This window comes from Bacillus sp. DX4.1, from assembly GCF_030348195.1.
GTDB lineage: Bacteria > Bacillota > Bacilli > Bacillales > Bacillaceae_G > Bacillus_A.
In genome coordinates, this window is the sequence record NZ_JAUCFT010000008.1 from 2,911,941 (window position 1) to 2,925,456 (window position 13,516).

Annotated in this window: 12 protein-coding genes and 10 pseudogenes; 4 read left to right on the top strand and 18 right to left on the bottom strand. The window is 33.3% G+C overall.

The annotated features are described in order from the left end of the window. The first annotated feature begins 98 nt into the window (after nt 1-98). A complete protein-coding gene (locus QUF99_RS17760; RefSeq protein WP_289371638.1) occupies nt 99-308 on the top strand; it encodes a hypothetical protein in 210 nt (69 codons plus the stop codon). Nucleotides 309-367: 59 nt separating this feature from the next. Here the strand turns inward: QUF99_RS17760 and QUF99_RS17765 are convergent. From QUF99_RS17765 to QUF99_RS17780, 3 pseudogenes are all read right to left on the bottom strand, one after another. Next, a pseudogene (locus tag QUF99_RS17765) lies at nt 368-520 on the bottom strand (isomerase); the annotation flags it as partial. Between the two features lie 139 nt (nt 521-659). Beyond that, a pseudogene (locus tag QUF99_RS17775) lies at nt 660-1,447 on the bottom strand (GNAT family protein). A gap of 166 nt (nt 1,448-1,613) precedes the next feature. After that, nucleotides 1,614-1,919 (bottom strand): annotated as a pseudogene (locus QUF99_RS17780) (GNAT family N-acetyltransferase); the annotation flags it as partial. Nucleotides 1,920-2,186: 267 nt separating this feature from the next. On the opposite strand from QUF99_RS17780, the pseudogene QUF99_RS17785 reads away from it, so the two are divergent. Beyond that, nucleotides 2,187-2,405, top strand: a pseudogene (locus QUF99_RS17785) (IS1595 family transposase); the annotation flags it as partial. A gap of 167 nt (nt 2,406-2,572) precedes the next feature. Here QUF99_RS17785 and QUF99_RS17790 read toward each other — a convergent pair. Continuing rightward, a complete protein-coding gene (locus tag QUF99_RS17790; RefSeq protein ID WP_289371639.1) occupies nt 2,573-3,124 on the bottom strand; it encodes a dihydrofolate reductase family protein in 552 nt (183 codons plus the stop codon). Nucleotides 3,125-3,326: 202 nt separating this feature from the next. Here QUF99_RS17790 and QUF99_RS17795 point away from each other — a divergent pair. Next, nucleotides 3,327-3,794, top strand: a pseudogene (locus tag QUF99_RS17795) (IS1595 family transposase); the annotation flags it as partial. On the opposite strand, the gene QUF99_RS17800 reads toward QUF99_RS17795, so the two are convergent. The 9 genes and pseudogenes from QUF99_RS17800 to QUF99_RS17840 all read right to left on the bottom strand — a co-directional run. After that, complete coding sequence (locus tag QUF99_RS17800; RefSeq protein WP_289371640.1) at nt 3,733-4,290, bottom strand: hypothetical protein; 558 nt, start codon at nt 4,288-4,290, stop codon at nt 3,733-3,735. The pseudogene QUF99_RS17795 and the gene QUF99_RS17800 overlap by 62 nt on opposite strands. A gap of 117 nt (nt 4,291-4,407) precedes the next feature. Next, nucleotides 4,408-4,677 (bottom strand): annotated as a pseudogene (locus tag QUF99_RS17805) (subclass B1 metallo-beta-lactamase); the annotation flags it as partial. Between the two features lie 53 nt (nt 4,678-4,730). Next, nucleotides 4,731-5,549, bottom strand: coding sequence for a hypothetical protein (locus tag QUF99_RS17810; RefSeq protein ID WP_289371642.1), 819 nt, complete (start codon nt 5,547-5,549; stop codon nt 4,731-4,733). 210 nt (nt 5,550-5,759) lie between these two features. Then, complete coding sequence (locus tag QUF99_RS17815; RefSeq protein WP_289371643.1) at nt 5,760-6,425, bottom strand: HAD family hydrolase; 666 nt, start codon at nt 6,423-6,425, stop codon at nt 5,760-5,762. Between the two features lie 61 nt (nt 6,426-6,486). Then, nucleotides 6,487-6,894 (bottom strand): YvaD family protein, encoded by a 408-nt coding sequence (locus QUF99_RS17820; protein ID WP_289371644.1) that lies wholly within the window; start codon nt 6,892-6,894, stop codon nt 6,487-6,489. Continuing rightward, nucleotides 6,891-7,097, bottom strand: a pseudogene (locus QUF99_RS17825) (DMT family transporter); the annotation flags it as partial. The pseudogene QUF99_RS17825 and the gene QUF99_RS17820, both read right to left, overlap by 4 nt. A gap of 126 nt (nt 7,098-7,223) precedes the next feature. Beyond that, nucleotides 7,224-7,691, bottom strand: coding sequence for a GNAT family N-acetyltransferase (locus QUF99_RS17830; protein WP_289371645.1), 468 nt, complete (start codon nt 7,689-7,691; stop codon nt 7,224-7,226). Between the two features lie 115 nt (nt 7,692-7,806). Continuing rightward, nucleotides 7,807-8,169 carry a hypothetical protein gene (locus tag QUF99_RS17835; protein WP_289371647.1) on the bottom strand — a complete coding sequence of 121 codons (363 nt, stop codon included), beginning with the start codon at nt 8,167-8,169 and terminating at the stop codon, nt 7,807-7,809. A 448-nt stretch (nt 8,170-8,617) separates the two neighbouring features. Continuing rightward, nucleotides 8,618-8,725, bottom strand: a pseudogene (locus tag QUF99_RS17840) (VOC family protein); the annotation flags it as partial. Nucleotides 8,726-9,198: 473 nt separating this feature from the next. On the opposite strand from QUF99_RS17840, the gene QUF99_RS17845 reads away from it, so the two are divergent. Further along, a complete protein-coding gene (locus QUF99_RS17845) occupies nt 9,199-10,179 on the top strand; it encodes a ketoacyl-ACP synthase III (protein WP_289371648.1) in 981 nt (326 codons plus the stop codon). Nucleotides 10,180-10,512: 333 nt separating this feature from the next. Here QUF99_RS17845 and QUF99_RS17850 read toward each other — a convergent pair whose 3' ends face one another. From QUF99_RS17850 to QUF99_RS17870, 5 genes and pseudogenes are all read right to left on the bottom strand, one after another. Continuing rightward, nucleotides 10,513-10,761 (bottom strand): hypothetical protein, encoded by a 249-nt coding sequence (locus tag QUF99_RS17850; protein ID WP_289371649.1) that lies wholly within the window; start codon nt 10,759-10,761, stop codon nt 10,513-10,515. 209 nt (nt 10,762-10,970) lie between these two features. Beyond that, nucleotides 10,971-11,213, bottom strand: a pseudogene (locus tag QUF99_RS17855) (hypothetical protein); the annotation flags it as partial. A gap of 296 nt (nt 11,214-11,509) precedes the next feature. Further along, nucleotides 11,510-11,932, bottom strand: a complete 423-nt coding sequence (locus QUF99_RS17860; RefSeq protein ID WP_289370956.1) for a YfmQ family protein — start codon at nt 11,930-11,932, stop codon at nt 11,510-11,512. A gap of 275 nt (nt 11,933-12,207) precedes the next feature. Next, nucleotides 12,208-12,591, bottom strand: a pseudogene (locus QUF99_RS17865) (IS4 family transposase); the annotation flags it as partial. A 304-nt stretch (nt 12,592-12,895) separates the two neighbouring features. Further along, a complete protein-coding gene (locus QUF99_RS17870; RefSeq protein ID WP_289371650.1) occupies nt 12,896-13,330 on the bottom strand; it encodes a sodium:proton symporter in 435 nt (144 codons plus the stop codon). Nucleotides 13,331-13,516 lie beyond the last annotated feature (186 nt).

Genomic DNA, 13,516 nt, shown 5'->3' on the forward strand with positions numbered 1-13,516 from the left:
TTACTTTTTTATACCTTTAATACAGGTCATCATCTGTTAATTTTTTATGAATAAGGGAATGATACAAACAAATAACCGTTACATAGGAGGACGAATATATGAAATCCGATTTTTTACAGGCAGTAAACGAAGCGATCGGTAATATTGAACATATACATATTGAAGAAAGTGGAGCAGACAGTTTGCTTATTCATCATGATAATGCACAACAACTAGAGAATATTGCTGAGATGTTGGAAAATAAGAAATTCCATTCTGTAATTAGGCAAAATGAAAACACATCCTTTATTGAAGTTATAAACAGATGAAAAAGAGATTCTGCTAAAAAAGTTCGGTAGCGTACCGAACTTTCTTTGGTGTAATAACCTTAAAAAGAAATCTGAAATTCCTCTACATACACTGCATTTCCAGAAACCTCAATTTGTAATGAATCATCTTCCTTATTTTTTGTTACATATACAGCAATTCGGCCATCTTTATCAATTTCTTGTCCTTGTTCAATGATTAATTTCATTTCATGTCCTGGTGTAAAATAACGAATCCTCACATCAGCTACATTTCATCATCTGTTAATCCTTCTGTATCCAATACAACACCAGCTGGATTTCTTGTATTTAGTTTATTACTAAATGCATCATAATGAAAAACTTTCACTGTCTTCACTTGTCCATCCCCTTACTTTTCGCAAAAATTTTGCAATATAATTCCGTTTCTGTCCTTATACAACAGCCGTTTTTCCAAAACACTTTTTGCATCTTTTCATTTGTAATATGTGTACTTCCTACATAATAAGTAGCCCCCATTTGTTTTAAAATGTTTAAAGATTGAAGATGAATATGAGCACTAAGTCCCTTTCCACGCTCCTCTGGCAGCAATCCAAAATAAAATAATCGTCCTTCATTCTTAGTTCCCGGTTCAATATGCGGAATAGATATTCCAATTGGTTGATTGCTTTCATAAAAAGCAATACGTGATTTTTGCCAATCCCCGCCCAATTCAGTTTGTATGGAATGGAAATGTTCATGAATACTGAGGGATGATGGTGCATTATCTGAACCTGACATACACCGCTCCCAAAGAACCTTAAACTCCTCTTCAGACAATAACCTTTCGTCTATAGAGCGTAAACCATACTGTTTTTTTGTATTTCTATATTAGTAATTTCTCGAAACACTTCCATTTTTGCTGCATATAACTGAAAATCAAAGTCACGCAATGTCTTTACACTTGGATTATAACTATCAAACCTTTTATCTAGTAAAATACTGGCTCTTTTTAAATTCCACTTCGAACAAATCTCTATAAATTTTTTTATCTTCTCTTTATAATTCTGAAAATCATATAAAGAATCTTCTTCGACTTCTTCAATCGTTAATGCATTCGGCAAACCATTTAGTACTTTTGTCGAAGGACCAAATATATTTTGCACAATTGTAAGATTATACATTATTATATTCACCTTTCTATGCCAACATTGAAGTAATGTAAAGCTACCACTTTGACTAGCTCGAATCTAAATCCTCGGTTGCCGCCTGTAATAAGTACTTTCATATGTACTTCCTCCCAAAAGGAATTGATTATTAATAAGGTGTATAATCCCTCCCCTTTATATATCAAATCAATTCAGGTCGATTTTTATAATATATTAAAAAGTCAAGCCATTTACCAATTTCAAGAGAACATGCTTTTCTTGTACATTCAAAAAGAAATCCTGCTCTTTCAGCAAGTTTCATAGATGGTTCATTATCAACATTTATATGTAGTTCAATGCGGTGGAAGTTTAGAATATCAAAAAATAAATCTATTGCAGCCCGTACATTTTCTACTCCATCTCTCCTTTTCCAATACTGATTGTGAATCGAATAGCCCATCATCGCCCACTGGTAATCCATTCGTAAAATTTTAATAAGCTCCACCTTTATTATTTGAATATTCTTTATTATTCTACATAAAATACAAAATTTAGTAACTTAATATACTTTATGTTTGTCAAACTAGCCTATAGACAAAAAAGTCCCGCTATGTATAAAAACATAGCAGGACTTTTCAATATTAATTATGGATCAAATGTGCTATTTACTTTTCCTTTTTATTTTATAGCTATGTTAAATGTCTCTGTTGATATTTGAAAACAACGAACCATCGTTCTATAATATGCGAAAAAGTACGAGAGCGAGTTGTTTCGAATGGCATTGAAAGACATCATCCAAGAAATTAGAAAGTTAAGCACAGCAGACCAATACCGTCTGAAAGAGTTCTTTGCTAACTCTTTAGCTTCTTATTCAGCAAATGAACCCGTGTTCAAAGAGGTTTCTGAACGGAAACATAAAGATGGTTACACTTGCACTCACTGCCATTCAAACAACGCTGTTCGTTTCGGAAAGTATAATGTAAAAATGGGAATGTGTAATGATAATAAAGTTGTTTAATTTTATTTATCCTTCTCTAATTTTTTAAAAATCAGCAACAATAAAGTGTTTAATAAGTTAAGTATTCTTCCGAAATAGTGGAACAATTGGATGAAATTTTATTTTTTAAAATTAATTTAAAAAAGTAGTTCTCCATGATAATTCTAAGTATAAATAATATTGTAAGTAGGTTTGATAACTCCATTAGAATACTGTTTCATGTCCACTAACTTTAATTTAAGACGCGGTTTCACGCTACCAAATAGAGAAATACCTTCACCGACTATAATTGGATTAACCTTTAATACTAATTGATCAATAAGTTTATGTTTAAACAACGACCCAGCCAATTCTCCGCCTCCACACAACCAAATTTTACCGTTATATTGTTTTTTGAGGTTCTTAATAAACCCTATAGCATCTCCTTTAATAAGTTCAACTTCCTCGTTTGTCTCAAACTGTATGGATTTTGAAAATATGTAATGTTTTATACCCTTATATCCAGGTTCACCAGGTTTAGCACCGAATTGAAACCCAAACTCATATGTTTTCCCCCCCATCAACACAGCATCATATTCCTGAATATCTGCTAAAAAGTCTGGGACATGATCCCCCTCAAATAAAAAGAGAGAATTATTAATATTTCCTTCTATCATACCTTGATCCGCAATAAAATTGTCCAGTGAAACCGCAACATGATAAATCAATTCAGCCATTCAGTCATTCCTCCAAGATAATGAATTGCCTAATTAATTCTATGAAACCAGCTTAATTTCCTTTATGTATTAATCAAACTGCTCAGTTAACTGAATAAACTTTATTTCGTTAATTGAATACTATCACTGACATTTTTAAATAACTTTATTGTAAATGTAACGACTTCTTTGGAAATTCAACAATTTTATTGTCATTTTACAGGGAAGTCATACGCTAGAACGACAACGCTATCGCTGCAAGGATTGCGGGAAGACGTTTACCAATGTGACCAATACCCCTCTTTACCGTACTCACCTGCCTCACAAATGGCTTGAGTTCGTTCAGTGTATGATTGAGGGCTATTCACTCCGTAAGTCTTCAGAGCTTCTAGGTGTCCACTATGTAACCTTGTTCTACTGGAGACATAAGCTCCTTTCAGCCATTAAAGAGATGGACTTTGAGCAGTTCCAAGGTATCGTGGAAATGGACGAGACCTACTTTTTGTACTCTGAAAAAGGGAAACGCAAGGTGGAAGGTAGAAAAGCCCGAAAACGTGGTGGTTCGTCAAAGCAAAGAGGCATAAGTAAGGAGCAAGTCTGTGTTCTTGTGGCAAGAGACCGTCAAAAAGTCACGTACTCAAAAGTGGTTGGTCAGGGACGGATTGTAAAAACTCGATTGGATGAATCCCTGATTTGTTGGATTTTCCTTCCACAGAAGTTGACGCCCCGTATTTTTTAAAATGAGCCTTGTTCCCTTTATGTAAAACTTCTTGTATTGCTTTCCAAACCGTAGAAGCAATTTTTTGAGAGGTATTACTATCAATATGTTTTTTATAGTTATGTTGATGCTTTTTTATATAAGCATGAAGTTGATATTCACTTAATCTAAAAGATTGGCAAATCACATCCAATTCTTTGGAATACCGTTTTAATTCATTTTTATAGTGGACTATGTTTTCTCTTTTTGTTGTATAGATCAATTGTTTCTTTGCATGTTGATACAAACGTAATTGTTTTCGATATTTTTTAGATTCTTTCATATATTGCATTTGTTTCAATGCATAAGAAAGGGTTATATTGTAGAGTTTACGGGCAATTTCGAATCGCTTTTGTAAAATATGTTTTTGCCAACATTCTGTGATGAGTTTTAGCTCTAAGATGAAACAATCCTTTTTTTGTTTCGTCATTGCCCGTCACTCCTTTCTTTTTTATCTATTACCATCACACACAAGAACAAGCGTTCCACAAACAAAAAACTACTCCATTCCTCCCACATCTAAAGAAATAGGCTTCCTGGAGCTAAATTCTGTGATCTTATCATCCCAAGAAGAATCAATAAGTACCAACCCTTTAGAACTATTTAAAATTAAACCATTTGAATGGACTGCTCCCCCATTAAAGTAGCCCAATTCTGTATGAATCCATACATTTGAATTTAACTGAGAGATTGAAATCGTTCCTTCTTGATTTTTAATGACAATTTGTTCTTCTTTAACTACAGCATACACTGGCTTTACAAAACTAGCCAATTGGCTTCCTCCTAATAAAGCTATGCATACCCCGACTTTTAACACGTGTTATTTCCTCATAAGTATTACTTTCCCTCATTTTTTCTGCACATTCTTATTTACTTAGGAAGCTCTGATAAACGCTCCTGAGCATTTTTTGATAATAAAATATTTAGCACACCTATCATATTATTCGTTTCTTGTCGTGCTTTTTCATATGCTTCTGAAAAAGCTTTCTTATTTTTTTCTGGTTTTTCAATACTAGCCAATTGGTTCCATGTTTTCTTCAACATTTCATTTTTTGGATATAATCCTAAATCTGTTTCAGATTGTGCTACAGGAGCCATATAATCAAATTCTCCCCCTTTTCGAAGATATGTGAGCGCCCCTGTAATCTCTTTATTTGAAAAATCTCCTTTTCTTGCCGGAACTTCCAATACACGAAATGCCTGAACGGACACATATACCGCTTTGACTAGTGCTCTTTCTAAATTTGTTGCTTCATCCCATGATTTATATTGAAAAGAAGAATTTTGCCCTACAGTCATAAATTTAAATCCTTCATTAACTAAATCAGGTGGCGCATCTTCAAGTGGCTCTTCTGTGCGAACATTGAGAATTGAATCGCCATAATTCATAATATTCGTTGTCCGACCTTCTTCACCCGTAATTCGACGAATTGGATGGTCTGTGTAGAATATGTATCCACGTTTATCAGTATGTTGCTTTAATTCTTCTACTGTTGTTGCAATTCCAATTTGTCCATCTTCTTTCTTTTGTACATCTTGTTTTTTCTCTGTAGAATTTTTTCCTTCTTGATTCGATGCCGTATTTTCTTTTTTCTCCTCTGCTGACTTTACTGCTTCTTTTTCAGCACAAGCAGATAATGTTAATAATGCAACAATTGTTAATAGATTTAATAACCGTTTATATTTCATGTCATTTCCCCCTCCATCTTCATTATACATACAAAAATTAACAATAACTAACATAATCTTCTTATCATTCATACTTTCCTAATCGTACAGTTACATAATCTATTCACTCTTGAAATGTGCTATTTGTCCAATAGAACATCTACAATTATTCCAATATCTGCGATGTAGCATAAAAAAAGAACTTGGTGTTTCCCAAGTTCTTTCTCCTCTTTACTCATTAAAGATAAATTCTTTAAACTTCTCTACACTCTCAAAATAATAATCTGATTCCTCTTTCATCTGCTTCTTAATTTTCGGAATATGATGTGACCAACCTGCTGCGGCAAATGTAACGTTACAGCTCTTTGCCATCTCCAGTGCTGGCTTTAAATCATCTAACACAATGACGTCATCCTCATGTAGATTAAACATAGACAGAATTTTTTTCACAGGATATGGATGTGGCTTTCTTTGGTCTTCTTCTAGCTCCCATCCAAATACTGCATCAGGAACGAACCCACAGTGTTTTTCATAATCTCTCTTAATACGACTACTCTCAGAATGGGAAACAACTGTTACAATTCCACCTTGTTCTTTGAACTCCTGTACCATTTCTACAAATCCCTCATAAAAATCAGGAATCGTTGACTCTGTATATTTCTTCCAAACCATTTGTTGATGTTCCTGTTCTTCCGGAGTAAAACCAATTATATCTTTACACAGGCTCATAAAACCTGGATGAAAACAATACGAAACAAATTCTTCTAATGATAAAGGTGTTTCACCTGGTCTTAAGTTTTGCAACGCTTCAACAAAGGATGGGTAATGTATGTCTGGTGTACTTTTCACCGCTGTATCATCGTGATCTAATATTAGACATTTATATTTTAAGTTCATTTTCTTCCTCCACTACTATCATTTATACTAAGTTATTATTTCAATTCTATAATCTCATTTATTATCGCACGCTTTCCCTGTACCATCCACATTCTTTCCAAATACCTTTTAAGAAAAAACACGGATAAATTAATAAATACAAATTAGGAATCCACCATGAAGGATCAAAATCTAATCGGATCATCCAAAACGCAATTGCTTGTAACCCTGAACAAAAAGTTAAGATTAATGATATGAAAGCGAATTGGCTCCATGAATTTTTTTGTTTTACATACAAATATAAACTGATTAATCCTGTCAATGAGATTAACAAATCTAGAGGTAAAAAAGACCAATTCCATGCCACCAAAATAGAATTTTGATAATCTTTAAACAAATACTCTGGAGGAATGATCTGAAGTACTGTTACGAGCCAATATATTATAAACCCAATATCAGTAATTAAGAAAAAATATTTTAATCGTTTCAATTTACATGTTCCTCCGCTGCTTCTTTTTTATTCTCTCCATGTTCAGTACTACTAAAATTCAAAGTAACCACTCCAACTAAAATAAAAAGAATTGCTAACACTTTAATCAGATTTATACTTTCGTTGAAATAGAAGAACCCAATTATCGTGATTGTGACGATTCCCATTCCTGACCAAACTGCGTATGCAACTGAAACTTCCATACATAACGTTACTTATAAGCAGTCCATGTATCTAGAAACCTAGAAAAGTCTCTTCAGATCTCTGAAGAGACTTTTCATTCACATAATCAATGTTATCGGTCGTTATCATGCCAAATTAAAAATTTTCTAAATGTACAAGGAATATGTCAGTTCACCATATGTAAAAGTATTATCATCAGTAAATCCAAGCCCTGTGTAGAATTTTTTACCCGGATCATTTTCAGGATGTACAGTCAAGCGAATGCGATAGCAAGAAGGATGAGTGTTTTTAATATGCTTAATCAACACTTCTATCGCAGCAGACCCTAATCCCCTTCTTTGAAACCTTTTATCGATGAAAAAATGAAAAAGCCAAAAGTCTTCTTTGCTATCAAGTGTATAGTGTAGATTAAAGAAACCTACCATTTTATGCTGATTGTAGACCCCATAAGGTTCAATCATCCTATCGTCTGGTCTGATGTATGCCTTGGCAAGAGCAATAGCAACAGGAGGTGTAACTGCGGAAACAAACTTTTGCTGCTCAGTATTTACGGAAAGCCCCAAAGCCTCTCGCCAGTTTTCAGAAGTTATTTTTTTCAGATTTACTTGAGACATGAGTGGTAGCCTCCAGTTCTTAGATTTGATTTTTGGTGATCCAGTATGAAAATGATGTAGTTTTACATAACGTACGTTAGCGGAAATAATAATCTCATTGATGTAACAACATTATTTATAAAGCTCTTATATGTTTTCTAATATCTGATGCCACACTACTAGGATCATCAGTTTCAAAGATGACATATTTGTATTTTTTATGCTCCTCTAATTCAATTATTACAAGAGGGACTCTTTTTTCATAAGAAAGAAAATACCATTCATCAACGTATTTAAAACTACCCTCAAAAATGTTAAGCGCAGAAATCGATGTTCCAGGCATCCGAAGCATCCATTGGGGAGCGTCAAAATTATCAACATAAACACTCTTAATTGTGTTATAAGGAATATTTAACTTTAATTTTAATGCAAATAATCCTGTTACTCCATTTAGTTTCAGAATTACACCTTCATCATCAAAATGCACTTCTCTCCCCATGATTCTCCTCCCAACATTTATAAACTGTTTTCTATTTTCTGTTTTCCAAATTATACCACGTTCACTTTGGGAAATAACTGAATATTGCAGTTACATGTTGTGTTCATACGAAATTTACATAATCCATCATTATCAGTAGTAACAAAAAGGGACAATCCTTGATAGAGAAAAGGGACTCTTTTTTCTCTTTCTATTTTCTATACATCTTTTTATACATTCCGTCTATACCATATTTCTTTATTTCCTCATGCAATATTGCATGAAAATACGGATGAAAATCTATTATAATTTATCTTGAAGTTCCTAACATGCTTCATCATGTGTGCTAATACCAAATTGTTTATACCCTAACCTTAAACAAACATAGAAAAAGAGATCCGTTTAAAATAAATAGATCTCTTTTTCTATGTTTATTTGTCCAATTCAGGTCCATATTGATATACTTATCTTTTTCTTTTTCCGTATCCCATTCACTCAAATAGGATGCATATTCAAGCTCATCTGGTTCATCATTTAATACAGAAATAAACTCTAGTTTATTTTGATAGAAATCAATCGCCCTTTATATATATATCCATTTTGATTTTTCGACATATAGCCGCGCCTATGGATAACAAAAGGTGATCTGCACTCGTTTTCTCTCTTTGTTTTCACTATGTCTGGGGCAGGGAAAAGGATCTGATCGCTTCTATGCATGGCCGGATGCTCTCTCCCACCTAAAAAGACGGGGGTTATGTCGGTTTTTTGATTTGTATTTGTATAAATCCCTTACATGTAAATGTGTTTCATATATGTTCTATATCATCATTTACACTCCTTCCTTGATAGTAACTTAAAAGGCTTTCATACTAATATCTTTTTATTACTACTAGTATATGAAAAGATATGTCTTTCAACATCCCACTGCTGTAACTGTTTCTCCATTTTCATGACCTTCAATTTCAAAAATAGTTAGACTTTTTAATCAAATTAGTATTAAGTGTTAATAACAAGTGTTAAAATAAAAGAAAATGGAAAGGTGGAATTTAAATGAATTCAAAAGCAAGAATCACAGCGGTCGGTACTTATGTCCCAAATAAAGTGTTATCGAATGAGGATTTATCACACCTTGTGGAAACGACAGATGAATGGATTGTGCAACGAACTGGTATGCACGAACGAAGAATTACTTCCTCAGATGAATTTTCCACAACATTATGTATCCGTGCCGTTCAAAATTTAATTGATCGCTTTCACGTTTCCATTCATGACGTTGACTTAGTTATTGTCGCAACCGCCACTCCTGATTACATGTTTCCAAATACTGCAAGCCAGGTGCAAGCACATTTTGAGATTCCAAATACAGGAGCAATCGACCTTAGTGCAGCTTGCGCAGGTTTTGTGTATGGTTTAATCGTTGCGAATGGTCTCATTACTTCCGGGACAAATAAAAAAATACTTGTCATTGGTGCCGAAACACTTTCAAAGATTACAGATTATAGCGATCGTACCACTTGTATTCTATTTGGAGATGGTGCAGGTGCAGCACTCGTAGAATATGATGAAAAAAATCCAAGTTTCCTAGGTTCCCATATGGGATCCAAAGGTTCTGGTGGTATCAACCTATATCAAACTGCATTATCAAAAACAATGAATGGCACCCCACTACAAGACACACCGTTTCTCATACAAAATGGAAGAGCTGTATATAAATGGGCTGTAAACACTGTTCCTCAAGGAATACAAGAATTACTAGAAAAAAACCATCTAGACATTTCAAATATTGATTGGTTTATTCCTCATAGCGTAAATTTAAGAATGCTTGAATCGATATGTGAACGAACTAACATTTCTATTGATCGTACGTTAATGAGTCTTCAATATTGCGGAAATACCTCTGCTGCTTCCATTCCATTAGCACTTGATATTGGATTACAAGAGGAGAAAATTAAAAACGGAGATACATTACTGCTGTATGGATTTGGTGGTGGGCTTGTACATGCTGGTTTGATTTTGAAGTGGAATTTATAAAGGTTTTTCTTTTCAAATAATAATTAAAAGGCTACATAAAAGCTGAATCCAATATTGCCAAGTCCTAATTACAAACTTCTGTATTTACTGCAGAAAATGAATAAGGACAAGTGATGGATTCTAAAAACTTTGGTATTGGTAGATCTAAGTTACCAGCAGTTGTTGACGGATGGAAAGAGAGGTGAAACTTTGATTAGTGGGAGTTTTCTTCATCCCTCACCTAATCCTGCCGGACGTTGAGGTAGGGGTATTACTGCCCGTGAATAGTGGGATAAATAACAGCTGTATTTCAGCAAACCAAAAAAGCTGGTTCAAATACCAGCTCTTTTGGTTTTATATGATATTTTTAGCTACAATTTTAAGATGTTCAGGTGAAATAATTTCTTTTACACTTTCATGAAAATCTTCCTGAAGCATTTCCTCAATATGCTCTAAAGAAACTTCTAACGCTGTACACTCCAAAGTATCAATATTTAACAAAGAGTAATGGTCCTTTTTCTTAATTACTAAATATCGATGCTCTTCTGTGATCAGTAAAGAACCTAATCGGATTCCAAGAATACGACAATCTTCAAATTTCATATGAGACACTCCCTTTCCCAATTAATTACAACTATCGTTCCCAAACTATCACCTTATCTAAATACTATACCGACTTAACAGTAACGATATTTTTACAAAATAGAATAAATATGTATATATTATAAATTTACCATAATCTATATCTAGTAAATATATAAAAAACCAAAAATATTCAATTTTTATATACTTATATAAAGATGCAATCACTTTTATTCGTATTGAATTTCCATTGAATAGAATTTTTCTTTTCTACAAATCTTCATTTTGTATGGATGAGTATAAAACTCCGCATCTCGTCCAACGCCACAAATAAGTGCTAATCCTCTATGATTTTGCCAGGGTAGTCCAATATAATATACCCCTTGAATTGGGCTTACTCCTCTGTTCTGAATCGGAACACCATCGCCATCTATTGCCCCTTCTATCTCAATCCATTTATAATAATGAGAAAAAGGATTCCCTATATTTTAGGAATCCTTTTCTTTCTATTTTAGATGGGTGCGTTGCAAATGTTTATAGCTTCAGCTATCATTTCATCTATTGCTTTAGTATTCAGTGTTACGATTAGTTCTGTAAATTAAAAATCATAGAACGGAGTAAGTAAGAAAGAGGGTTCCACATTGTAGGAATCCTCTTTTTTATTTCGAGCAGAGGTAAGGTAGCAAACTTACTTAGAAACTATTTTTAAATTAACTTATCAGTATTTATAATGAGTTTGTAAAAAAAGACCGTCTCTTTGACGATCCTTTTAAACTAAATCTCCCGTTACTAACATAGAGCGTTTTTGAAGGCTATTGGAACGCAGACTATACGCGACTACTTTCTTCTTGTACTGTTTGACTACATCAACGTGATCGTTGTAACTGTACACAGAAAACCTAACATCGTTTTTGCCCCTCTTAGTATCAATAACCAATGGAGTCCCACTGCTCTTTGGAGGAAAATAATGTCTCTCTAAAAATATCGCTTGGTTAAAATGATTAATAACTTGAATTTTATCTTCACCTTCCAAGCGTTTTCCGTCGATAGTTACGGTGACAGTCGCGTCATTAAGTTTTGGATGCAATTCAAATTTGCTGACAAACGAGTTCACAACAGAGGTTGGAAGACACGTCACTATTATTTTAATACAACCCATAAGAATCAACGAAAGTATTAACCAGGTCGTCATATTTTATCATCTCCATTCCGTTCTAAAATAATATTATTACATAACTCATATTATCATAGTGCAATTAGTTAATTTTTGAACATTATGTGAAATTTGGTAAAGTTATAAGGAAGTGTCAACGGTAAATCGGGGTCCCGCCACACATCCATCAACTTAAAAATATTTTTATACAAAATCCGGTCTTTCCATATAGTTTTTTATTATTTTTTATAGATATTATAAAGGTAGGTATATCAAATAAACCCTGACAGGTTTCAATTTTTTTACTATGCTACCTAATGAATAGAGGTGGTATACTCATAAACAACACCCAAAATATCAAAGACTGTCTTTTTCTCATATCGATGAGATTTTCGTCCGTTTTGCTGTAGAAGGTTGAACAGACGAGGGAGAACCTTTGATAATTCTTGGGTGTTTTTGTGTAATGCTTGATGAAAAAGCAAGAAATAATCTTTAATTATGTACATTGCTTTATATTCGCTTAGTTCTTTCTGTTTCTTACGTAATAGGAACTCTCTCATTTTAAACATAGTAGAAGAACATAATAAGATGCTAATGAGTTGTCCGTAAAGGTCACATTCTAATCCTTCCTGTTTAATAGATTCACAACGATGAATTCGAAACCAGGATTTCCATATTTTAAACAAAAATTCAATTTCTATTGTTTCAATTATCTATATAAATCCATTTTGATTTTTCGACATATAAGCCGCAGCTATGGATAACAAAAGGTGACCCGCACTCGTTTTCTCTCTTTGTTTTCACTTGGCATGGGGCAGGAAAAGGATCTGACCGCTTCTATGCATGGCCGGATGCTCCCTTCCACCTAAAAAGAAGGGTTTTATGTCGGTTTTTTAATTTGTATTTATATAACATATGTTATTCAAAAATATTTTAATAAATTAGAAATTTATAGGCTTCTGTACTTAAGAAATCTTCGACTTCAGTCAAAAGTGATTCAACTTATATCCATACTAGATCTTTTGGGGAAAGCTTTTTAACAATTAAGCCTCTTCTTCCCTTATTTATAATTTTTAAATTAAACCGTCCTCTATAGTATACTGAAGGTGCGGTGTTTTCTGATGGGGTATGCCGTAAAATCAAAAGGGATTTAACCTCTTCTACCTTCTTTTCAGAATAACTTTCACCATTAGGGAATTCTATTATTCCTAATCTAATCTTTATTTCGCTTGTATCAAACAGCCACTCCTTATTAAGTTCCCTTATCTTTTGTATAAAGTGTCCTTGGGTTTTTCCTATATAGAGAAATGTTTCTTTTCCAGCGCATACTCTAAAGATTGCAAATATTCCTTTCTTAAAAGCTTCTTCTCTATTATAAAAATCATTAAAACTATACGATCCATACCATTTAATATGTACTGTTTCGATTAATTCCACCTCATTTTTCGACAAAAATATTATTTCAAAATATTTTATTTATTCAAAATCCATAGCCCTGTTTACTTGCATTAGAAGTTGCACTTTTCTATAATACATTTTAATATTAAGAAATTCAATAATGAATATGTACATATCTTTAAGCATGTAAATATTTATAGCCTGCTGTTACTTTAGAAAAATGTT

Excerpts from the sequence above, each read along its gene's own strand:
- QUF99_RS17760 (WP_289371638.1), top strand. The coding sequence starts at position 99 with ATGAAATCCGATTTTTTACAGGCAGTAAACGAAGCGATCGGTAATATT.
- QUF99_RS17790 (WP_289371639.1), bottom strand. The coding sequence starts at position 3,124 with ATGGCTGAATTGATTTATCATGTTGCGGTTTCACTGGACAATTTTATT.
- QUF99_RS17800 (WP_289371640.1), bottom strand. The coding sequence starts at position 4,290 with ATGACGAAACAAAAAAAGGATTGTTTCATCTTAGAGCTAAAACTCATC.
- QUF99_RS17810 (WP_289371642.1), bottom strand. The coding sequence starts at position 5,549 with ATGAAATATAAACGGTTATTAAATCTATTAACAATTGTTGCATTATTA.
- QUF99_RS17815 (WP_289371643.1), bottom strand. The coding sequence starts at position 6,425 with ATGAACTTAAAATATAAATGTCTAATATTAGATCACGATGATACAGCG.
- QUF99_RS17830 (WP_289371645.1), bottom strand. The coding sequence starts at position 7,691 with ATGTCTCAAGTAAATCTGAAAAAAATAACTTCTGAAAACTGGCGAGAG.
- QUF99_RS17835 (WP_289371647.1), bottom strand. The coding sequence starts at position 8,169 with ATGGGGAGAGAAGTGCATTTTGATGATGAAGGTGTAATTCTGAAACTA.
- QUF99_RS17845 (WP_289371648.1), top strand. The coding sequence starts at position 9,199 with ATGAATTCAAAAGCAAGAATCACAGCGGTCGGTACTTATGTCCCAAAT.
- QUF99_RS17850 (WP_289371649.1), bottom strand. The coding sequence starts at position 10,761 with ATGAAATTTGAAGATTGTCGTATTCTTGGAATCCGATTAGGTTCTTTA.
- QUF99_RS17860 (WP_289370956.1), bottom strand. The coding sequence starts at position 11,932 with ATGACGACCTGGTTAATACTTTCGTTGATTCTTATGGGTTGTATTAAA.